22 protein-coding genes are annotated in these 19256 nt (G+C 71.7%); 9 read left to right on the top strand and 13 right to left on the bottom strand.

Going from position 1 to position 19256, the window contains the following annotated elements; translation table 11 throughout:
* Positions 1-89: 89 nt before the first annotated feature.
* The gene (locus AB0M59_RS51480; RefSeq protein WP_364631100.1) at positions 90-254 is read right to left on the bottom strand and encodes a hypothetical protein; all 165 of its coding nucleotides are present in this window, start codon (positions 252-254) and stop codon (positions 90-92) included.
* A gap of 155 nt (positions 255-409) precedes the next feature.
* Here AB0M59_RS51480 and AB0M59_RS51475 point away from each other — a divergent pair, with 155 nt between their 5' ends.
* Positions 410-1129, top strand: a complete 720-nt coding sequence (locus tag AB0M59_RS51475) for a methyltransferase (protein ID WP_364631097.1) — start codon at positions 410-412, stop codon at positions 1127-1129.
* Complete coding sequence (locus AB0M59_RS51470; protein WP_364631094.1) at positions 1116-1322, top strand: CDGSH iron-sulfur domain-containing protein; 207 nt, start codon at positions 1116-1118, stop codon at positions 1320-1322. The genes AB0M59_RS51475 and AB0M59_RS51470 overlap by 14 nt, the downstream gene beginning before the upstream one ends.
* Before the next feature lie 39 nt (positions 1323-1361).
* Here AB0M59_RS51470 and AB0M59_RS51465 read toward each other — a convergent pair whose 3' ends face one another.
* Both AB0M59_RS51465 and AB0M59_RS51460 read right to left on the bottom strand, forming a co-directional pair.
* A complete protein-coding gene (locus AB0M59_RS51465; RefSeq protein ID WP_364631091.1) occupies positions 1362-2366 on the bottom strand; it encodes an iron-containing redox enzyme family protein in 1005 nt (334 codons plus the stop codon).
* A 9-nt stretch (positions 2367-2375) separates the two neighbouring features.
* Entirely contained in the window at positions 2376-3509 is a 1134-nt protein-coding gene (locus AB0M59_RS51460; protein ID WP_364631088.1) for a glutamate--cysteine ligase, read from the bottom strand.
* 108 nt (positions 3510-3617) lie between these two features.
* Between AB0M59_RS51460 and AB0M59_RS51455 the strand changes: the two genes are divergently transcribed.
* Positions 3618-4004: an STAS domain-containing protein gene (locus AB0M59_RS51455; protein ID WP_364631085.1), complete on the top strand. Its 387-nt coding sequence runs from the start codon at positions 3618-3620 to the stop codon at positions 4002-4004.
* Here the strand turns inward: AB0M59_RS51455 and AB0M59_RS51450 are convergent.
* Positions 4001-5089 carry a glutamate--cysteine ligase gene (locus tag AB0M59_RS51450; protein WP_364631082.1) on the bottom strand — a complete coding sequence of 363 codons (1089 nt, stop codon included), beginning with the start codon at positions 5087-5089 and terminating at the stop codon, positions 4001-4003. The genes AB0M59_RS51455 and AB0M59_RS51450 overlap by 4 nt on opposite strands.
* Before the next feature lie 96 nt (positions 5090-5185).
* Here AB0M59_RS51450 and AB0M59_RS51445 point away from each other — a divergent pair, with 96 nt between their 5' ends.
* Together AB0M59_RS51445 and AB0M59_RS51440 are read left to right on the top strand one after the other, a co-directional pair.
* Positions 5186-5554, top strand: coding sequence for a hypothetical protein (locus AB0M59_RS51445; protein WP_364631080.1), 369 nt, complete (start codon positions 5186-5188; stop codon positions 5552-5554).
* Positions 5555-5562: 8 nt separating this feature from the next.
* The gene (locus AB0M59_RS51440; RefSeq protein WP_364631077.1) at positions 5563-6042 is read left to right on the top strand and encodes a hemerythrin domain-containing protein; all 480 of its coding nucleotides are present in this window, start codon (positions 5563-5565) and stop codon (positions 6040-6042) included.
* A gap of 51 nt (positions 6043-6093) precedes the next feature.
* Here the strand turns inward: AB0M59_RS51440 and AB0M59_RS51435 are convergent, their stop codons facing one another.
* A complete protein-coding gene (locus tag AB0M59_RS51435; RefSeq protein ID WP_364631074.1) occupies positions 6094-7554 on the bottom strand; it encodes an aminotransferase class I/II-fold pyridoxal phosphate-dependent enzyme in 1461 nt (486 codons plus the stop codon).
* Between the two features lie 79 nt (positions 7555-7633).
* Here AB0M59_RS51435 and AB0M59_RS51430 point away from each other — a divergent pair, with 79 nt between their 5' ends.
* Positions 7634-8821, top strand: a complete 1188-nt coding sequence (locus tag AB0M59_RS51430) for an amidohydrolase (protein ID WP_364631071.1) — start codon at positions 7634-7636, stop codon at positions 8819-8821.
* Here the strand turns inward: AB0M59_RS51430 and AB0M59_RS51425 are convergent.
* From AB0M59_RS51425 to AB0M59_RS51395, 7 genes are all read right to left on the bottom strand, one after another.
* Positions 8772-9713: an alpha/beta hydrolase gene (locus tag AB0M59_RS51425; RefSeq protein ID WP_364631068.1), complete on the bottom strand. Its 942-nt coding sequence runs from the start codon at positions 9711-9713 to the stop codon at positions 8772-8774. The genes AB0M59_RS51430 and AB0M59_RS51425 overlap by 50 nt on opposite strands.
* A 51-nt stretch (positions 9714-9764) precedes the next feature.
* A complete protein-coding gene (locus AB0M59_RS51420) occupies positions 9765-10661 on the bottom strand; it encodes a TauD/TfdA family dioxygenase (protein WP_364631065.1) in 897 nt (298 codons plus the stop codon).
* Between the two features lie 42 nt (positions 10662-10703).
* Positions 10704-12074 (bottom strand): LLM class flavin-dependent oxidoreductase, encoded by a 1371-nt coding sequence (locus tag AB0M59_RS51415; RefSeq protein WP_364631062.1) that lies wholly within the window; start codon positions 12072-12074, stop codon positions 10704-10706.
* On the bottom strand, positions 12071-12913 hold the full coding sequence (locus AB0M59_RS51410) for an ABC transporter permease (RefSeq protein WP_364631059.1): 843 nt from the start codon (positions 12911-12913) through the stop codon (positions 12071-12073). Before AB0M59_RS51410 ends, AB0M59_RS51415 begins: the two co-directional genes overlap by 4 nt.
* Complete coding sequence (locus tag AB0M59_RS51405; RefSeq protein ID WP_364631056.1) at positions 12910-13683, bottom strand: ABC transporter ATP-binding protein; 774 nt, start codon at positions 13681-13683, stop codon at positions 12910-12912. Before AB0M59_RS51405 ends, AB0M59_RS51410 begins: the two co-directional genes overlap by 4 nt.
* Positions 13680-14699, bottom strand: coding sequence for an ABC transporter substrate-binding protein (locus tag AB0M59_RS51400; RefSeq protein WP_364631053.1), 1020 nt, complete (start codon positions 14697-14699; stop codon positions 13680-13682). The genes AB0M59_RS51405 and AB0M59_RS51400 overlap by 4 nt, the downstream gene beginning before the upstream one ends.
* 99 nt (positions 14700-14798) lie before the next feature.
* Positions 14799-16016 (bottom strand): ROK family transcriptional regulator, encoded by a 1218-nt coding sequence (locus AB0M59_RS51395; protein ID WP_364631050.1) that lies wholly within the window; start codon positions 16014-16016, stop codon positions 14799-14801.
* A gap of 89 nt (positions 16017-16105) precedes the next feature.
* Between AB0M59_RS51395 and AB0M59_RS51390 the strand changes: the two genes are divergently transcribed.
* A complete protein-coding gene (locus AB0M59_RS51390; protein WP_364631048.1) occupies positions 16106-16441 on the top strand; it encodes a metalloregulator ArsR/SmtB family transcription factor in 336 nt (111 codons plus the stop codon).
* 1 nt (position 16442) lies between these two features.
* A complete protein-coding gene (locus AB0M59_RS51385; RefSeq protein ID WP_364631045.1) occupies positions 16443-16919 on the top strand; it encodes an SRPBCC family protein in 477 nt (158 codons plus the stop codon).
* On the opposite strand, the gene AB0M59_RS51380 is transcribed toward AB0M59_RS51385, so the two are convergent.
* Positions 16888-17853, bottom strand: a complete 966-nt coding sequence (locus AB0M59_RS51380) for a YafY family protein (protein WP_364631043.1) — start codon at positions 17851-17853, stop codon at positions 16888-16890. The genes AB0M59_RS51385 and AB0M59_RS51380 overlap by 32 nt on opposite strands.
* A 53-nt stretch (positions 17854-17906) precedes the next feature.
* Between AB0M59_RS51380 and AB0M59_RS51375 the strand changes: the two genes are divergently transcribed.
* Positions 17907-19034, top strand: coding sequence for an epoxide hydrolase family protein (locus tag AB0M59_RS51375; RefSeq protein WP_364631143.1), 1128 nt, complete (start codon positions 17907-17909; stop codon positions 19032-19034).
* The last annotated feature ends 222 nt before the right edge of the window (positions 19035-19256 follow it).

Below are 19256 nucleotides of genomic sequence, written 5' to 3'. Positions count from 1 at the left end.
ACCGAGGCGCAACCGCACGAGCACGGTTGCGCCTCGTCGAGCTGTGGTGAGCCGCTAGTACCGGTCACGGCCCTTCGATCCGCTGAATGTCAGCCGGACTGCGGGTCGCTGTCGTCGTGCTGGTCGCCGCTCGAGGTGCCCTGCTCGCCGCGGAGCGTTTCACGCTGCGCCTGCGGGGTGTCGCCGTGCGGGTCGTCGCCGCGGGCGCCTTCCGCCGGGTCGGTCGGGTGCTGGGTGCGGTCCTGGGACGTCATTTCGGTGCCTTCCCTCGTGGTGCTTTCCGGCCCGGATACCCCGCCGCAGCCGCTTCAACCGGTGGCGTTTGCCCTGATCTTCGCCGGGTAGCCGGGGGCGACGCGGTAGTCCGCCGGCGAATGCGCCGGGCCGCGGCGAGGTGAAGGAGACCGAGATGACCACGTCGGCGGAACCCGTCCGCCCGGGCCCCTTGGCCGCCCGGCCCGTCGGCCACCGGCCCGTGCCGGCCGCCCCGCGGCTGCTGCGCCTGCCGGGTGTCTACCGCCCCCAGGAGGACACCGCCTTGCTCGCCGCGGCGATCGGCGAGCTGGCGATCCCGCCCGGCGCGCGAGCCCTCGACCTCTGCACGGGCACCGGCGCGCAGGCGCTCACGCTGGCTCGCCTCGGCGCGGAAACGGTCCTGGCGCTGGACCTTTCCCGCCGGGCGCTGGCGTCGGTGCGGCTCAACGCGTTCACCCGGCGGCTGCGCGTCCGCCCCCGCCGCGGCGACCTCGCGACCGCGCTGGGGGAGGGACCGTTCGACGTCGTCGTCGCCAACCCGCCGTACGTGCCGGCCCCGGCTCCGACGGTCCGGTCGACCCGCGGCTGGGACGCGGGTCCGGAGGGCCGTGCGGTCCTCGACCCGCTTTGCGCCCAGGCGGGCGCGCTACTGCGCCCCGGCGGGACGATGCTGCTCGTCCAGTCGGGATTGTCCAATGTGGACAGGTCGCTCGAAATGCTGGCCGCACAGGGGCTTCGGGCCTCGGTGGATCGCCACGCCCGCATCCCGTTCGGTCCGGTCCTCGCCGGCCGGACGGAGTTCCTGGAAGCCGCCGGGCTCATCGAGCCGGGGCAGCGGATGGAGGAGCTGGTGGTGCTGCGTGCCGACCGCTGAGCGTCCGCGCCGGGTCACGGTGGTCCAGGGCGGCCCGATCCTCGTGGAAGGACCGGTCGAGCTGTGCACCCCGGACGGCGAAGTGGTGAAGTCCGACCGGTTCGTGGTCGCGGTGTGCGCGTGCCGCCGGAGCAAGCGGTTCCCCTTCTGCGACACGAGCCACCGCAAACGGGTGCGGACGCAGGAAGAATGACGAACGGCGGCGACCTCACGGAGGTCGCCGCCCCTTTCGTCAGACCGGCAGCGGCCGGCGCAGCGAAGACTCACCGGCACGCCAGCTTTCGAGCAGCCGCGCGCCGAAGCGGCCCTCCAGGAACTCCGTCGCCTGGATCCCGAACACGACGTCGGCGGCCAGCTCGGGCTCCTGCTCGAGCAGGCCGCCGAGGACGTCGTGGCGCATCACCTGTTCGTGGACCGCGTCCGCCTCGATGTGCTCGGTGTAGAAGAACCGGCACGTCTCGGGTGCGTCCAGCCGCCGCAACGCCTGATCCAGCCGCGTCGCCGACGGCGCCGTCGTGATCTCCGCCGCCGCGAAGTGGCCGCACAGCGCGCCCCGCAGCGACCGGTGCAGGCCGAACACAGACATCATGTTGACCACCGCGAGCATCGTGCCCGGCACGTGGTCGATCAGCTCCAGGTACCCGTCGGGCAGTTCGGCCGCGCGCAGCAGGTCGGCGTACAGGCGGGAGTGGGCGAGCTCCGCGCGGCCGCCACCGAACTCGTCGAACTCCACCGCCACCAGCGCGGCCTTGGCGCGGCCGCGCAGCCGCGGGATCACCCACGCGTGCGGGTCGGCCTCCTTGTGGTGGTAGATCGAGCGGTGCGTGAAGTACTCCCGCACCTGGCCCCAGTCGCCGTGATCGCGCAAGAAGTGCGAGACCCCTTCGGCATCCAGCGGTTCGACGAGCAACGCGTCGAGCTCCGCCCGGACGTCGTCGCCGCCCGGCACGTTTTCCCGCAGCGCGGCCAGGAAACGTGCCTCCAGCGCGCCGCGCAGGCGCAGCAGCTCCGGGTCCCACTCCCAGTCGGCCGACACGCCCGGGAGGCCCTGGTAGTGCAGTTCGTAGCACAGGTGCAGGGCGAGCTGGAGGTCGTCGCCGAGCGGGTCGGCATCCGCCAGGCCGTCGAAGTCGAGGTCCGCCTTCGGCTGGGTGCGAAGGATGGTCCGCAGCACCGACTCCGAAAGCGGGCCGCGGCCGGCCGGCAAGGTGGTCGCGGTGGCGGTGAAGGTCGTCATGGTCGTGGACTACCCGGTGAGCCGTGTTCCATGCCCGGCGGGCACGGTCCGCGCGGTGAGCCACCGCACCGCGGCCGCCGTCCCGCGCCCGGCCACCGCGCGCTGCTGCGCCGAGCCGGTCCCGTCCGCACGCAGCGCGGCGACGAGCGCCTGGACCTCGATCAGGTCGCCACTCTCCGCCAGCGCCGTCCGGACGTGCTCGAGCAGGGCTTCGACCAGCGTCCACGCCGGCCGGCGCGTCTCGTCGAGCGCGTCGACGAGCGGGCCGGTCAGCCCGTGGCGCGCCGCCGCCCACACCGCCGCCGCGGCGACCTGTGGGGACAGCGGTGCGGCTTCCCGCCCGCGGGAGAGGTCGTCGAGCGCGCGCCGCACCAGCGCCCGGCTCAGGAGGGCCTGCAGCACGGCGTGGTCGACGGTCAGCGCGGTGTCGGCGACGCGGAGCTCGACCGTCGGGAACCGGCCGGACGGGCGGGCGAGCCAGAACGTCTGGTCCGGGTCGACGAGCGCGCCGCACTCGACGAGCGTGTCTACCGCCCGGCGGTATTCGGCGTGGTCCCGCAAGTGCGGTGCGACGCCGGAACCGGGGAAGCGGGACTGCAGGACCATCCGCCAGCTGTGGTAGCCGGTGTCGCGTCCGTGGTCGAACGGCGCGTTGGCCGAGAGGGCGAGCAGCGTGGGCAGCCAGCGGCCGAGGTGGTTGACGACCGCGACCGCGGTGTCGGGGTCGGGCACCCCGACGTGGACGTGGCAGCCGCAGGCTTCGTAGTCCGCGACCACCGCGCCGTAGGCGGCGTCGATGTCGGCGTACCGGCCCGTCGCCGCGGGCGGCGGGGTGGCCGGTCCGGGGCCGAGCGGTGTGCCGGTGGCCAGCAGCGCGCAGTCCTCGGCCGCGGCGGCCCCGGCCAGCACCCGGCGGGCCGCCGTCAGCTGGTCACGCAGCTCGCCGGCGGTGGTGCAGACGCCGCTGGCGGCCTCGATCTGTGTGAGCCGCAGTTCGGGGTGCACCGCGACGCCGTCCGGCAGCGGGCCGTGGTGGTGGTAGCGCGCCAGCACCTGCTCCGCGCACGCCGACGCGTGCCCGGTGCGCGGGTTGACCAGCAGGAACTCCTCTTCGACGCCCATCGTGGGCGGGCCGTCGGACATGGGCGGCTCCTTCCGCGGACTCGCCGCCGGTTACCCGTTCCGCCGGCGGAAATGCGCCTGGGCCGGGCGTTGTTTGGCGTTCGACGCGCAGCGGGTACTTCTCACGTCATGACGACGTATTCCCGGCTGGGAGAGGCTCGGACGGCCTCTTCGGCCCAACGCCTGCCCTCGCCGCGCGCACCCGCCGACCTGCACAGCGAGGTCCGGTGGAAGAGCGCCGACGCGATCGTCGTGGAGGTGACCGGCGAGATCGACGCGTGCACCGCACCCCGGTTGGCAGCCACGTTGGCCGGCCACGTGCGCGCGCGTCCCGCCGCCTTGCGGGTCGATCTCGGGGAGGTCGGGTTCCTCGGTTCGGCGGGTCTCCAAGTGCTCTTGAAGGCCCGGCGGGACGCCGAAGCCGTGGGTGTCCACCTCGTCGTCGACCCCGGCCGTTCCCACGCCGCGGTGCGCGCGCTCCAGCTGCTCGGGCAGCTCGGTACGCCCGCGTTCTAGCCGCCGTCGACCAGCAGGTCGACGACGGCTTCCGCCCGGTTCTTCTCCGCGAACGCCCGCCGTTGCCGGTCGGCACCGCCGCCCTCGGCCACCAGCCGTGCCGTTCCCTCCCGCGCGAAGTCCAGGTCTCCCGCCGCTTCCAGCGCCGGCGCGGTCAGGTCGATCAGATCGTCGAGCACCACCTTCGCGGACTCCAGGTCGCCGGTCCGCGGATGCGGGCAGGGGCCGGTCACCCCTTCTTTCGACGCTCGCCAGAGCCGTCCGCGCAGCACCTCGTTCGACAGCTCCGGCGACGGCGTGTCGCCGGCCAGCGCGGTCGCGACGAGAGCGCGTGCCAGCACTCCCAGCAGTACCGCTTCCACGGGCGTGGCGGCGACGTCGGAGATGCGGAATTCGAGCGTCGGCTGCTTCTCCGACAGGCGGACGTCCCAGTAGATCATCCCGCGGTCCAGGATCGCCCCCGAGCGCAGCCAGCCGTCGACGATGCTCTCGTACTCGTCGAGCGACGCGAACCGCGGCGGCGGGCCGGCCGAGGGCCAGCGGCTCCACTGGTGGTAGCGCCAGCTGGCGTAGCCGGTGTCGTAGCCGTCGGCGATGGCCGAGTTGGCGGTGAGGGTGAGCAGCGTGGGCAGCCACGGCCGGACGCTGTTCAGGACCCGGATCCCGCTGTCCTTGTCGGGGATCGCGACGTGCACGTGGCAGCCGCAGGTGAGCGAGGTCCACGCGGTGGCGCCGAAGTGTTCGGCCATCCGCTGGTAGCGCGGGTTCGGCGTGATGCGCGGCGGCTCCACTTCGGACAGCGGGGGTGCGCCGGCGGCCAAGAGCCGGTAGCCACGGGCCCGGGCTGCCCGGTCCAAGTCTTCGCGTAGCCCCTTCAGCTGGCGCAGCGCTTCGGCGTGCGTGCGGCAGACGTCGGTGGCGGCCTCGGCCTGCGACAGGTTCAGCTCGTGTTGGAGTTCGCCTTGGACGTCGGCGGCCGCTTCCGCGGCGTCGACGACGTCGTCGCCGGCTTGCGAGAGGTGGCCACGCCGGTCGACGACGAAGAACTCCTCTTCGATGCCGAAGGTCAGCACGTCTGGGTTCACCGGTGTACTCCTGCTGGTCGGGAGCCGGTCGAATACCCGGTAGGGGTGCCGCGCAAACGGCGTTTTCCCCGGCAGCGAAGGGGTAACCGGACAGCTATGAACCCGAGCGCCGCTTCCTCGCCGTCGCTGCTGGCCGCCGACGCCGGGGCCACCGTGCGCCGGCTGTCCCGCTGCGTCGGCGACGGCGAGCTCGACTCGCCCGCCGAGATGTACCGCGTGCTCGGCGCCCTGCGGCTGCTGGCGGACGACCTGACCCACCTGCTGCCCGCCCTGCAAGGCCGGCTGGAGGAGAGCCTGCTGTCCGGCCGGGTAGCCGGCCAAGGCGGCGGTGACGCCGTCGCGGCCACGTGGGACTCGGTGGGGGACGTCGGCCGGGCCCTGGCCCACGCCCGCACCGTGGCCCTGCTGATGACGAAAGAACTGGAAAACTCCCAGGTCGCCCTGCGAGACCTGGCCACACCGTGAGGAGACCGATGTCGACCGACGCGATCGTGCTGCTGAAGAACGACCACAAGACCGTGGAGAAGCTGTTCAAGGAATTCGAGAAGGCGGGGGATGAGGCGTATGGGGAGAAGCGCCGGATCGCCGACTCGATCATCGAGGAGCTGACGGTCCACGCGTACATCGAGGAGGAGATCTTCTACCCGGCGGCGCGCGAAGCGGTGCCGGAGACGAAGGATCACGTCCTGGAGAGCGTGGAGGAGCACCACGTCGTGGTGTGGATGCTTTCCGAGCTGCTCGCCCTGGACCCCCACGACGAGACGTTCGACGCGAAGGTGACGGTGCTGACCGAGAACGTCCGCCACCACGTCGAAGAGGAAGAGGACGAGTGGTTCCCGGACGTCCGCTCGGCCATGGGGCGCAAGCAGCTCCAGGAGCTGGGGCAGCGGATGATCGACGCTCGTTCGGCCGCGCCGAAGAACCCGTTGGAGCTGAAGAGCGCCAAGGCTTGATTCCTCGTTGGCCGAAGGCGGCACTTTCCCGGGAAAGTGCCGCCTTCGGCGTTACCGCTGGGCGACCACGCGGACCGACTTCAGCGCGGAGTCGGCCGGGTCGGGCAGCTCCATCCCCGCCTGCAGCCCGCTGTGCAGGTAGTCCAGGATCGGCCTCGTGATCACCTCGCCCGGCAGCACGCCGGGCGCACCCGGCGGGTACGGCGTGATCATCTCCGCCGCGATCCGGCCCGGCGCCTCGGCCAGGGAGACCTGCTCGGTCGGGCCGAAGAACGCGTCGCGCGGCAGCATCGCCGTCTCCAGCTCGAACTCGGACGGCGGCGGGATCTCGACCTTCGGCGGCGTCTTGAACGTCGGCGCGGCCTTCAGGAGCGCTTCGAGCGCGGAGACGAGCACGTCCGCCGTCTCGTCGTCGTCCGAATGGTTGAGCTGGGCCACGGTCCGGCGGTGGTCCGACAGCCCGACGGTGACGCGCTGGTGCTCGCGGAGCCAGTCGGCGGCCTGGTAGCCGCTGATGCCCAGCGGCTCGAGATCGAGCACGACCTTCAGCGGGTCCACGGAGTCCGCGAGGTCCGGGCCGAGGAATTCGTCGTGCAGGACCGTGAACCCGAGGTCCGTCAGCCGCCCGCGGACCGACTCGACCAGGTCGAGGGCCCCGTTCAGCAGCTCCTTGCCCTGTTCGGCCATCTGCCGCCGCCAGCCGTCGAGGGCGGCGTAGACCAGGGAACTCGGGCTCGTGGTGCCGAGCAGGTCCTCGCGCGACTTCAGCACGTCCGGGTCCACGCGGTCACCCCGCAAGTGGAACACCGAACTCTGCTCGACCGCGGCACCCATCTTGTGCACGCTCGTGACGCACACGTCGGCGCCCGCGTCCATCCCCCACGGCGGCAGGCCGTCGTGGAAGGGCAGGTGCGCGCCCCACGCCTCGTCGACGATCAGCGGGATGGCCCGCTCGTGGCAGAAGTCGGCCACCGCGCGGATGTCGCCGCAGGTGCCGTAGTCGGTGGGGGTCACCATCAGGGCGCCTTTGACGTCGGGGTCGCGCTCGTACGCCTCCGCGTACTCGCGCGGGCCCGGCGGGTGGGTCAGGTGCTGCCCGGCGTCCCAGTGCGGCCGCACCCACACGGGCTGAACGCCGCTGACGATCAGGCCCGACACCACCGACTTGTGGACGTGCCGCGGCACCAGCAGCTTCTCGTGCGGCCCGGCGACCGCGAGCATCGCGCTCTTCACCGAAAGCGAGCTGCCGCAGGTGGAGAAGAACGTGTGCTCGGCGCCGACCGCGTCGGCCATCAGCTCCTGCGCTTCGGCGAGCACGCCCTGGCGCATCAGCCGGTCGTCGAGGCCGTTGAGCGCGATGACGTCGGACTTGAAGACCTCTGCACCGACGACGTCCAGCACCCGCGGGTCGATGCCCCGGCCCTGCTTGTGGCCGGGCGCGTTGAACGGGACGTACCCGGCGCGGTGGTAGGCGCGCAGCGCGTCGAGCACCGGTGCTTTGCTGTGGTCCATGCGCGCGGGTAACCGGAAGCGGACAGTGTGAAACACTGCCGCTGGTGTGACCGTGCGGGGTGGGGGTATTCCGATGGGCATGGAGTGGCACGAAGAGCTGCATGAACGGGCCGACGAGCGGATCGAGCAGCTGGACGAACGGCTGTGGGCGGTCGCGACCGCGCTGCACGAGCGGCCGGAACTGTCCTATGAGGAGCACGCGGCCGCCGAGCGCCTGACGGGGGAGCTGGCCGCCGACGGCTTCGAGGTGGAAACCGGCGTCGCGGGACTGCCGACGTCGTTCGTCGCGCGGGCCGGGAGCGGGCGGCCGTGTGTCGCGCTGCTGCTGGAGTACGACGCGCTGCCCGGGCTGGGGCACGCGTGCGGGCACAACCTGATCGCCGCCGCCGGGCTCGGTGCCGCCCTCGCGGCACGCGACGTGCTGGCGGACAGTCCGGGCTCGCTGCTCGTCGTGGGGTGTCCCGCCGAGGAACGCGGGGGTGGCAAGGTGGCGCTGGCCGAGGCGGGCGTCTTCGACGACGTCGACGCGGCACTGATGGTCCACCCCGGCGTCCACTCGTGGTCCTGGGCCCCGCTGACCGCGCAGGTGGAGCTGAAGGTGACCTTCCACGGCCGCGCCGCCCACCCGACGGGTGACCCGGAAGCCGGCGTCGACGCGCTCGCCGCGTTGATCCAGGCGTTCGGCGCGGTCTCGGCGCTGCGCCAGCGGCTGCCGGCCGGCTCGCACGTCCAGGGGATCATCACCCACGGCGGCGAGGCGACGAACATCGTCCCCGACCGCGCCGAAGGCCGCTTCGGGCTCCGGGCGCTCACGACCGACGCGCTGGACCGCCTGGTCGAAGACGTGACGACGGGTGCGCAAGGTGCGGCGCTCGCCACGGGCGCGAAGGTCGACGTCGAACGCCTCGGCCGCGGCTACGCGCACTTCCGCGACAACCCGGTGCTGTCCGAGCGGTTCACCGAGCACCTGGCGGCGCGCGGGATCCACGCGACCCCGCCGTCGCCGGGGGTGTTCCTGGGGTCGTCGGACATCGGCGACGTGAGTGTCCGGGTCCCGGCGATCCACCCGTTCGTGGCGATCACGGCGGAGGAGTATTCGGACCACACCCCGGAGTTCGCCGAAGCGGCGGCGAGCCCGCGCGGCCGCTCGGCGATGCTGGCGTCCGCGGCCGCCCTGGCCCGCACGGCGATCGACCTCCGCACGCACCCGGCGCTGGTCAGCCGGGCGTGGGACTGCTTCCGGGACGCGGAGCGCAACGGGCACTGACCGGCCGCCGCCGCAGGGCGCGCTCCACGTGGTTCATCGCCTCACGGCCCTCCGGGATCGCCTGCATGAGCCAGTTGTGGAACATGCCGGGGTACTCGCGGTAGTCCACCTCGGTCCCCGCCTCCCGGGCCTGGGCCCTGAACCGGCGGCAGTCCGGCAGCAGGACGTCCCGCGTCCCGATGAACAGCGTGATCGGCGCCAACCCGGTCAGGTCGGCGTGGATCGGGCTGACCCGCGGGTCGTGCGGGTCCGTGCCCTCCGCGTACATCCGGCCCGCCTCCCGGAGACCCTCGATGCCCAGCATCGGGTCGGTCTCGTCGAGCAGCTCCGACACCGGGTTCGCCAGCAGGACGTCCAGCCACGGCGAGTACAGGATCAGCCGTTCGGGTTGGGGCTGCCCGTCGGCCCGCAGATTCTGGGCGATCGCCAGGGCCAGCGCGCCGCCCGCGGAGTCGCCGGTCACCGCGACGCGCTTCGCCGTGATCCCGTCGTAGGCGGCCTGAACCATCGGGATCGTCGCCGTGTGGTCGTGGTGCGGCACCAGCGGGTACACCGGGAGCGTCACCGCGCAGCCGAGCCGCGTCACCAGGTCGGCGGCGTACCGCCAGTGGTGCTTCTCGACCTGCTCGACGTACCCGCCGCCGTGCAGGTGGAGAACGTGCAGGTCACTGGCGGCGGCACCACCGCGCGGCCGGAAGGTGTAGCAGGGGAAGCCGTTCACTTCGTGCCGTTCGACTTCGCACCGCCGCCGCACGTTGCGCGGCGGCCGGGCCATCGAGGGTTTCTGGTGCCGCGGCAGCCGGTGGTGCAAGGCGGAAGCGTTGTCGTAGAACCGCTTTTGACCCGAGGCCCGCAGCAACGCCATCCTGACCTTCGCCTGCACGCTGACCACGCCGACTCCTTCCCGTCCGCACCCGGGTACCCGGGTGCGGACGGGGCCTAACTAGGCGACGGAGGTGTAGTGCGAAGCGTCCCCTTCCAGGGACTCGCTCGGCCGCCCGTCGATGCCGGCCGGGACGTCGCCGGCGACCGTGACGCGGTTGAGGCGTCGGGGCAGGCCGTCGTAGTTGTCGATCGCGTAGTGCTGGGTGATCCGGTTGTCGAACAGCACCAGCTGGTTCGGCTCCCACGCCACGCGCACGACGTTCTCCGGCCGCGTCACGTAGGACTGCAGCAGCCGCAGCAGGTCGCGCGACTCGCTCACCGACAGCCCCTCGATCCGCTGCGCGAACCCGCCGATGAACAGGCCGCGCTCGCCGGTCACCGGGTGCACCCGCACCACCGGGTGCACGGTCCGGTATTTGCGCGAGACGAACTGGGCCCGGCGCGCCTGCTCCTCGTCGTCCAGCGTCTCCGGCGGCCGGACGTAGTCGTAGTCGTTGGTGTGCTCCGCCCGCAGCGTGTCGGCGAACGCCCGCAGCGGCGCCGGCAGGTCCCGGTAGGCCGAGGCGGCGTTCGCGATCAGCGTCTCCCCGCCGTAAGGCGGCACGACGAGGCTGCGCAGCGTGCTGGCCTTCGGCGGGTTGAGCACGAAGGTGACGTCGGTGTGCCAGTGGTTGGCGCGGCCCCGCTCGCTGTCGACCGGCAGGATCGTCGGCGCGCCGTCGGCCGCGGGCACCGTCGGGTGGGCCTTGGTCAGCTCGCCGAAGCGCGCGGCGAACCGCTGCTGGCCCTCGTCGTCGAGCTCGGTGTGGCGGAACACGAGCGCCTTGTGCTCGTGCAGGGCGTCGGCGAGGAACGCCACCTGGGCGGCGTCGAGGTCGCCGGCCGGGTCGAGGCCGATGATCTCGGCGCCGATCCTCCCGGTGATCTTGCGGACGTCGGTGCTGATCGCGGTCATGCGGGCTCCTTACTGTGCCGATCGTTACTAATCCGACCGCAGTCACGGCCGAATGGCTTCGTAGCAACGGTTATGTGCCGCGCTGGGGGTCGGCCTACTTTTGGCCGGATTAGTAACTCGGTTGCGGTTGACGGGACGCGCGAGGCTGTAGTGCTCGCGCAGGGTGGTGCCGGAGTACTCGGTGCGGAACAGCCCGCGCCGCCGCAGTTCCGGGACGACGAGGTCGACGAAGTCGTCGAGCCCGCCGGGCAGGGTGGGCGGCATGACGTTGAAGCCGTCGGCGGCGCCGCCGGTGAACCAGGCCTCCAGCTCGTCGGCGACCTGGACCGGCGTGCCGGCGAACACGCGGTGCCCGCGGCCGCCGGCCAGCCGTTCGAGCAGCTGCCGGATGGTCAGGTCTTCGCGCCGGGCCAGGCCCACGACCAGCTCGAACCGGCTCTGGCCGCCTTCGGTGAAGCTGCCGACGTCGGGCAGCGGGCCGTCGAGCGGGTAGCCGGTGACGTCGTGGTCGAGCATCTTCGACAGCTGGCGCAGCCCGTAGTCCGGCGTGATCAGCGCGTTCAGCTCGGCCTCGCGTTCGCGGGCTTCGGCTTCGGTGCGGCCGAGGATCGGCGAGATGCCCGGGAGGATCTTGATCTCGTCGGGCGTCCGGCCGTACTTCGCGAGCCGGCCCTTGACGTCGTCGTAGAACGCCTTGCCCTCGGCGAACGTCTGCTGCGCGGTGAAGACGGCCTCGGCGTGACGGGCCGCGTATTCCTTGCCGGTCTCCGACGACCCGGCCTGCACGAGCAGCGGGTGGCCCTGGGGCGGACGTTCGATGTTGAGCGGCCCGCGGACCTGGAAATGCTCGCCGTCGTGCGCGATCGGCCGGATGCGCTCGGTGTCCGCGTAGACGCCGGTCTCGCGGTCGACGAGCGCGGCGTCGTCGTCCCAGCTGTCCCACAGCTTCTTGACGACCTCGACGAACTCCTCGGCCCGGTCGTAGCGCGCCGCGTGGGCGGGCCGCTTGGCCAGGTTGAAGTTCCGGGCTTCGTCGATGCCCGCCGACGTGACGATGTTCCAGCCCGCGCGGCCGCCGGAGAGGTGGTCGAGCGAGGCGAACTTGCGCGCCAGGTGGTAGGGCTCGTTGTACGTCGTCGACGCCGTGGCGATGAGTCCGATGTGGACCGTGCTCGCGGCGAGCGCGGAAAGCAGCGTCAACGGCTCGAAGTGGCTGTGGGAATTGTGCTTCACGTTGCCCCATAGCGCGACGCCGTCAGCGAGGAAGAGCGAGTCCAGCTTGCCCCGCTCGGCCGTCCGGGCGATGTCGACGTAGTGCTGCAGCGTCCGCGCCCGGTGCGGGTCGGTGGTTGGGTGCCGCCACGCGGCTTCGTGGTGGCCGTTCGGCATCACGAACGCGTTGAGGTGCATCATGCCTTCTCCTTGGGACGCCAGGTGGAAAACCGTCGTTCGAGGACGACGAAACCGGAGTTGACGAGCACTCCGAGCACCGAGACCGCGATGATCCCGGCGTACATCTGCTGGATCTGGAAGTTCACCTGGCTGGTGTTGATCAGGTAGCCGAGCCCGGCCTTCGCGCCGACCATCTCGGCGGCCACCAGCACCAGGATCGAGTAGGACGCCGCCATCCGGATGCCGGTGAACACCGTCGGCACCGCCGAAGGCAGGATCACCTTCCGGAACAGCCGCGGACTGGACAATCCCAGCGAGCGGGCCGCCTTGATCAGCAACGGGTCGACCGTGTTGACGCCGGCGATCGTGTTGAGCAGCACCGGCCACACGCACGCGTAGACGACCAAGGTGACCTTCGACAGCTCGCCGATGCCCAGCAGCAGCGTGAACACCGGCAGCAGCGCCAGCGCGGCGGTGTTGCGGGCCAGCTCCAGCAGGGGCTGCAGGAACCGCGCCACCGACCGGTACCAGCCGATCAGCAGCCCGAGCGGCACCGCGACGGCGATCGCGATCGCGAACCCGGCGGCCGACCGCCCGACGCTCGCGAGCACGTGGTCGGCGAGCTGGCCGTCGAGCGCGAGGTCCCACAAAGCCTGCAGGTCCTCGGAAAGCGGCGGCAGGAACGTCCGCGTGCTCTCGTCGAGGATGAACCGGGGGACCAGTTCCCAGAGCAGGACGAACAGCACCACCGCGGCGGACGCGTGGACCGCCCGGGTGATCCTCTTGCGCCACCTGCGTTGCGGCGTGGCCACCGGTGCGGGTCCGGTGTGGACGGTCGGCGCTTCCAACGTGGTGGTCATCCGACCGCGCTCCGTTCGTGTTCGGCCGCCTTGCGGACCTCGTCGTGCAGCAGTTCCCAGAGCCGGTGGCGCTGCCGCCCGAACGCCGGGTCGGAGCGGACGTCACCGGCGCGGTCGCCGAGGTCGACGTCCACGACGGCCTTGAGCCGGCCGGGCCGCGAAGTCAGGACGGCCACCCGCTGGCCGAGGTAGACGGCTTCGTCGATGCCGTGGGTGATGAACACGATCGTCTTGCCGGTGCGGCGCCAGATCCGCAGCAGCTCGTCCTGCAGCTGTTCGCGGGTCTGCGCGTCGAGGGCGGCGAACGGCTCGTCCATCAGCAGCACGGCGGGGTCGTAGGCGAGGCTGCGGGCGATCGCGACGCGTTGCTTCATCCCGCCGGACAGCTCGTGCGGGTAGCGGTCCTCGAACCCGGAAAGCCCGACCAGGGCGAGGTATTCGCGGGCCCGCTCGGCCCGCTGCCGTTTGCCGAGCGGACCACCTTCGAGGCCGAACTCGACGTTGGCGCGGGCGGTGCGCCACGGGAACAGCGCGTACTGCTGGAAGACGACCCCGCGGTCGAGCCCCGGCCCGCGCACCGGCTCGCCGTCGATCAGGATTTCGCCGGACGTCGGGGTGGTGAGCCCGCCGAGCAGGTCGAGCAGTGTCGACTTGCCCGAGCCGCTCGGCCCGACGAGCGAGAGGAACGTGCCGTCGGCGACGTCGAGGGAGACGTCGTCGAGGGCGGTGAGCGCGCCGAAGGTCTTGGTCACCGAGCGGATGCTGATCACTTGGTCACCGCCGGGGCGCCGTCGCGGTAGGGGTTGAACTCGTTGGTGTAGAGCTTCGACGTGTCGATCCGGTCGCCCTTGATGTAGCCCTGCTGCTTCAACCACGGCTCCCAGAGCGTGTAGTCCTGGTCCGAGATGAGGCCGCCACGGGTGATGCCGACGCTCTTCCAGTACTTGAGCGTGCCGGTGTTCTCGTTGCGGCCGCGGGAATCGATGATCTTGGTGAAGCGGGCGATCACCTGGTCCCGCGGTGTGGTGCGTTCCCATTCGATGGCCTTGGCCACAGCGGAAACGAAGATCTTCGTGGTCTCCGGGTACTTCTTGATGAAGTCGGTGCGGAGCACGTACGGCCCGCCGTTGTAGGGGCCGAAGGCCTGGACGTCGCTGAAGAGCGAGCGGATGCCGCCGGCCGCGAGGGCGTGGTCCTGCAGGATGCCCTGCAGCGCGACGACGTCGAGCTGGCCGTTGCGCAGGGCCTGCTCGGCGTTCACCGGCGGGATGACGACGAGCTGGACCTGCTTGATCTCGTCGTCGGACAGCCCTTGGTTCTCCAGCCAGGTGTCGAGCGCGGCTTCGAGGTTCGCACCCGCGGTGTTGACGCCGACCTTCTTGCCGATCAGGTCGCGGGCCGTCCGGATCGGACTGTCCTCTTTGGTGTAATAGCCGATGAAAGCCTTGTCATCGGAGCCGTAGTAGTTGACCACCGCCTTGATCGGCGCGCCGGCTTCGGCGAGCTTGACGACCGCGCCGGTGAAGGCGCCGCCGAAGTCGGTCTGGTCGGTGGCGGCGGACTGGATGTCCTGCGGGCCGCTGATCGTGTTGCCGACCCACTTCAGCTTGACCGGGCCGAAGTAGCCCAAGTCCTCGGCGAGCTCGGGCAGGGTCACGGAGTTCGCGCTGCCCTGGTAGCGCAGTTCGAGTTTCTCGGGTTGCCCGGGCGCACCGGTGGCCGTCGCCGACGCGCACCCGGCGAGCAGCACCGCGGCGGCGGCCAAGAGGGGCAAGGTTTTCTTCACGGTGTTTCGTCCGTTCGGGAGTCGGCGGGGATGCCTCGATTGTTCGGGGCGGCCGAGCGAACGGTCAATTTTGCGAGTTCGTGAAATAACTCCGGTGCCTCACGAGGCGTGCGAGAGTCCGGTCAGGAGCGGACCGAGCGGGTCGCCGTAGAGGAGGTCGAGCAGGACCGCGCCACCGGCGGTGGCCAGCTCCGTGCCCGGGAAGCTCGTTCCCACCACGGTTTCCGCCGTGTCGAGACCCCGCGAGCGCGCGCGGACCTCGTCCCGGATGGCGGGAAGACAGCCGGGCACGCCCGCTATGCTCCGGTCGACCACCACGAGCACGGCCGGGTTGAGCACGTCGAGCAGCAGGGCCGCCGCCTGGCCGATGAATCGCGCGCGTCCGTGGAACAACCCCACCGCCGCGGAATCGCCGCGCGTGGCGAGCGCGAGCAATTCCGGGAAATCCGGACGCGCGATCATCCCGCATTCCGCGGCCCGGCGCGCGAGGGTCGCTTCCGAAACGGTGGCTTCGAGGCAACCCGTGCGCCCGCACCGGCACGCTTCGGTGCTGTCGTCGACCGGCAGGTGCGCGACCGCGCCGGCGGCGGAGCGCGGGCCGTGGTGCACGGTGCCGCCGGTGGCGAACGCGGCGTCGACGACGTTGCCGGTGAACAACTGCACGACGCTGTCGCGCGCCCGCGGGTGCCCGAAGAGCCGCTCGGCGTGCACCAGTGAGCGTGCGTGCCCGTCGACCGCGACGGTGAGCCCGGTCGAGGCGGCGAGCAGGTCGCGCACCGGCACGTTCTTCCAGCCCAGCAGGGGATGTTCGACGACGGTGCCGGACGCTCGGTCGACCCAGCCGCCGGTCGCGACGCCGAGCCCGAGCGGCTCGCGGTCCGGGGCGTGCCCGAGCAGCAGGTCGTCGAGGATCTCGGCGGCGCGGGCGAGCAGGTCTTCGGCGGCCAGGCCGTCGTGCGGTTCTTCGTGCTGCACCAGGACGTTCCCGCGGACGTCGAGCAGCGCCACGGTCGCGTGGTGCACGGCGAGGTGCAGCGAGCCGGCGACGTGCCGCCCGGTGTCGAGGTCGACGGGCACGTGCGGCCGCCCGACGCTCCGCCGGGATCCGGCCTCGGGGAGTTCGCGCAGCAGCCCTCGCTGCATGAGGTCGGCGGTGTGCCCGGTGACGGCGGCGGCGGACAGGCCGGTCCGCCGCGCGATGGTGCTGCGCGCGATCGGGCCGTCGTCGAGGACCGCCCGCAGGACCGCGCTCGCGCTGGCACTGCGCCGGGCGCCGCGTGCGTCCGTCCTCTGTGGACCGTCGCCGCGGGAGGTCATGGGCTGATCGTGGCAGACGCCGGCGCGCGAGCCCAGCGTGCCCAGGATGTGGGTCTTGACGCATACCCATATGGGCATATGATGGTCGCGTGGCACGAGCAGCGACGACAGCGGACACGTTCAACGCGGTCGCCGAACCCCGGCGGCGGCAGATCCTCGACGTCCTCATGGGCGGTGAGCGGTCGGTCGGCGACCTCGTCGACCAGCTCGGCCTCGCCCAGCCGCAGGTGTCGAAGCACCTGCGGGTGCTGCGGGAGGTGGGTGCGGTGGACGTGCGCGGCGACGGCCGGCAACGGCTCTACCGGCTCAACGGGCCCGCGCTCAAGCCCATCCACGACTGGGTCAAGCGCTACGAGCGGACGTGGTCCGAGCGGTTCGACCTGATGGACGAGGTCCTCGAAGAACTCAAGGAACAGGAGCACTGACGTGGAGATCACCACCCCCGCCGACGACCGGATTCTCATCACGCGCGAGTTCGACGCGCCGAAACACCTCGTCTACCGCGTGTGGACCACACCGGAGCTCGTGAAGCGCTGGTGGGCCGGCCGGCGCGGGACGACCACGAAGGTCGAGATGGACCTGCGCCCCGGCGGCCGCTGGCGCTTCGTGCTGGAGACGAACGACGGAGCCGAGGTCGGCTTCCACGGCGAGTACCGGGAAGTCGTGCCGGACGAGAAGATCGTCTACACCGAGGTCTTCGAGATGCCCGGCGTGGACCTCGACTCGGTGGACGGGCCGCTCAACACCGCGACCTTCACCGCCCTCGGGGACCGGACGCGCCTCGAGCTGCTGACCGAGACCGGCAGCAAGGAACTGCGCGACATGATCCTCGAGTCCGGTATGGAGGTCGGCGTGCAGGAGCAGATGGTCCTCATCGAGGAGCTGGCGAACTCCCTGCGCTAGCCCGCAGGAACCGTTCGCCCGTCTTGGCCAGCTCTGCGGCCAGCTCCGGCGCGTCGAGCACTTCGAAGTCCACTTCGAGGAGCCCGAGGTACAGCGAGAGCATCGCCGCGCTGTCCGAACCGACCTCCGTGACACAGCGGTTCGGCCCCTCGGGCGTCACCTCGACCGCCAGCGGAAGACGCGCCCGGACGTACTCCGCCGGCGCGTGCAGGCGCACCTCCGCGTGGTAGCGCCAGGTCGCCGCGCCCACGCTGCGCTGGACGAACTGCGCGACGTCACCTTCCGGAGGCTCGCGCGGGGTGAAGCGCGGCCCGTTCGGCACCTTCGGCGTGATCCGGTCGACGCGGAAGGTGCGCCAGTCGTCCCGCGCGGTGTCCCACGCGACGAGGTACCAGCGCCGGCTCAGGCTGACCAGCCGGTGCGGCTCGACGTCGCGGCGGCTGGGGGTGCGGTCGTGGCTCGTGTAGTCGAACCGCAGCCGTTCGCCGGCGCGGATCGCCGACGCGATCGCCGTCAGGACGTCGGCGTCGACCGACGGGCCGGAGCCCGGCACCGCGACCGTCGCGGCCTGCAGCGCCTGCACCCGGTGCCGCAGCCGTGACGGCAGCACCTGCTCCAGCTTCGCGAGCGCGCGCACCGACGTCTCGCCGATGCCGGCGACGCCGGTGGCCGTCCGCAGCCCGACCGCGACGGCCACCGCTTCGTCGTCGTCGAGCAGCAGTGGCGGCAGCTGCGCGCCCGCGCCGAGCCGGTAGCCGCCCTGGACGCCGGGGGAGGCCTCGACCGGGTAGCCGAGGTCGCGCAGCTTCCCGACGTCGCTGCGGACGGTGCGCGCGGTGACGCCCAGCCGGTCGGCCAGGTCGGCGCCGGTCCAGTCGCGTCGCGTCTCGAGCAGCGACAGCAGCCGGAGCAAGCGGGCGGAGGTCTGCAACATTTTCCGAGGATCGCACGAATCGCGGAAGGAAATCTTCCGCAATGGTTCCTAGCGTGGTGCTCATGACGAACCCCTTCCGCATCGACATCCCGCAGACCGACTTCGACGACCTGCACCGCCGCCTTACCGACGCCCGGTTCGCCGACCCCGTGCCCGGCGACGAGCCCGACTGGTCCCGCGGCATCCCCACCGAAGCCGTCCGGGAGCTGGCCGAGTACTGGCGCGACGGCTTCGACTGGCGCGCCCAGGAAGCCGCGATCAACGCGTTCCCGCAGTTCACGACCGTGATCGACGGCCAGCCGATCCACTACCTGCACGTCCGGTCGGCCGACCCGCACGCGGTCCCGCTGCTGCTGACCCACGGCTATCCGAGCACCTTCGCCGAGTTCCTCGACGTCATCGGCCCGCTGACCGAGCCGGGGCCGGACGCGTTCCACGTCGTCGTGCCGTCGCTGCCCGGCTTCGGGTTCTCGACGCCGCTGAGCGGGCCCGGCTGGGAGCTCGCCCGGACGACCGACGCGTTCGCCGAGCTGATGACGCGGCTCGGCTACGACCGCTTCGCCGCGCAGGGCGGCGACATCGGCGCGTGCGTCACCGGACGGCTCGCCGCGCTGTACCCGGACCGCGTGCTCGGCTCGCACGTCAACAGCGACCGCGGCACGATCGCGCTCGCCGGGGAGCAGCTTCCGTTGCCGGACAACCTGACCGCGGCCGAACAGTCCGAACTGGACGCGGCCCGGGAGGTGTGGAAGGCCGGCCGCGGGTACCTCGACCTGCAGTCGCACAAGCCGGAGACGATCGCGGCCGCCCTCACCGACTCGCCGGTCGGGCAGCTGGCCTGGATCGCCGAGAAGGTCCAGGCGTGGACGAACCAGGGCATCTCTCGTGACCGGCTCCTGACGACGGTCAGCCTGTACTGGTTCACCCGCAGCGGCGCGACGGCGGCCCGCTTCCTCTACGAGGCCGCGCACTCCGGCCACGGCTGGCTGGCGCCGTCCGCGGTGCCCGCGGGCTGGGCGGTGTTCAACACCTCGCCGGTGGTCCGGAAGATCATGGACCCGGAGGAGAAGATCGAGCACTGGTCGGAGTTCGCCGAGGGCGGCCACTTCGCGGCGATGGAAACGCCGGAGCTGCTCGTGGCCGACATCCGCGCGTTCTTCCGCACGCTGCGGCCGGCCTGAGGTCTTGAATGACTCATTCAGGACCTGGGAGGTTAGGGTCCCGGCAAAGTCGGGCGGCCAGGCCGGGATCGGCGGTCGCTCCGGGGAGCCGGCGTGTCCTGAATGACCCATTCAGGACCTCCGAAGACCTGAATGACTCTCAGTGTCAGGGTTGGTGGTGCCGCACGGTGTGCGGTTATGGTCCGGTCTTGGTCACGTGGTGACTCGGAATGACGTTGCCCG

The organism is Amycolatopsis sp. NPDC051371 (genome assembly GCF_040682155.1).
GTDB lineage: Bacteria > Actinomycetota > Actinomycetes > Mycobacteriales > Pseudonocardiaceae > Amycolatopsis.
The sequence above is the reverse complement of the archived record's forward strand: the minus strand, read 5'-3'. Positions and strand labels throughout refer to the sequence as shown.

Coding starts and splice junctions, on each gene's coding strand:
- AB0M59_RS51475 (WP_364631097.1), top strand. CDS start 410: ATGACCACGTCGGCGGAACCCGTCCGCCCGGGCCCCTTGGCCGCCCGG.
- AB0M59_RS51445 (WP_364631080.1), top strand. CDS start 5,186: ATGAACCCGAGCGCCGCTTCCTCGCCGTCGCTGCTGGCCGCCGACGCC.
- AB0M59_RS51395 (WP_364631050.1), bottom strand. CDS start 16,016: ATGACCTCCCGCGGCGACGGTCCACAGAGGACGGACGCACGCGGCGCC.
- AB0M59_RS51460 (WP_364631088.1), bottom strand. CDS start 3,509: ATGTCCGACGGCCCGCCCACGATGGGCGTCGAAGAGGAGTTCCTGCTG.
- AB0M59_RS51380 (WP_364631043.1), bottom strand. CDS start 17,853: ATGTTGCAGACCTCCGCCCGCTTGCTCCGGCTGCTGTCGCTGCTCGAG.
- AB0M59_RS51455 (WP_364631085.1), top strand. CDS start 3,618: ATGACGACGTATTCCCGGCTGGGAGAGGCTCGGACGGCCTCTTCGGCC.
- AB0M59_RS51430 (WP_364631071.1), top strand. CDS start 7,634: ATGGAGTGGCACGAAGAGCTGCATGAACGGGCCGACGAGCGGATCGAG.
- AB0M59_RS51435 (WP_364631074.1), bottom strand. CDS start 7,554: ATGGACCACAGCAAAGCACCGGTGCTCGACGCGCTGCGCGCCTACCAC.
- AB0M59_RS51420 (WP_364631065.1), bottom strand. CDS start 10,661: ATGACCGCGATCAGCACCGACGTCCGCAAGATCACCGGGAGGATCGGC.
- AB0M59_RS51480 (WP_364631100.1), bottom strand. CDS start 254: ATGACGTCCCAGGACCGCACCCAGCACCCGACCGACCCGGCGGAAGGC.
- AB0M59_RS51415 (WP_364631062.1), bottom strand. CDS start 12,074: ATGATGCACCTCAACGCGTTCGTGATGCCGAACGGCCACCACGAAGCC.
- AB0M59_RS51465 (WP_364631091.1), bottom strand. CDS start 2,366: ATGACGACCTTCACCGCCACCGCGACCACCTTGCCGGCCGGCCGCGGC.
- AB0M59_RS51410 (WP_364631059.1), bottom strand. CDS start 12,913: ATGACCACCACGTTGGAAGCGCCGACCGTCCACACCGGACCCGCACCG.
- AB0M59_RS51440 (WP_364631077.1), top strand. CDS start 5,563: ATGTCGACCGACGCGATCGTGCTGCTGAAGAACGACCACAAGACCGTG.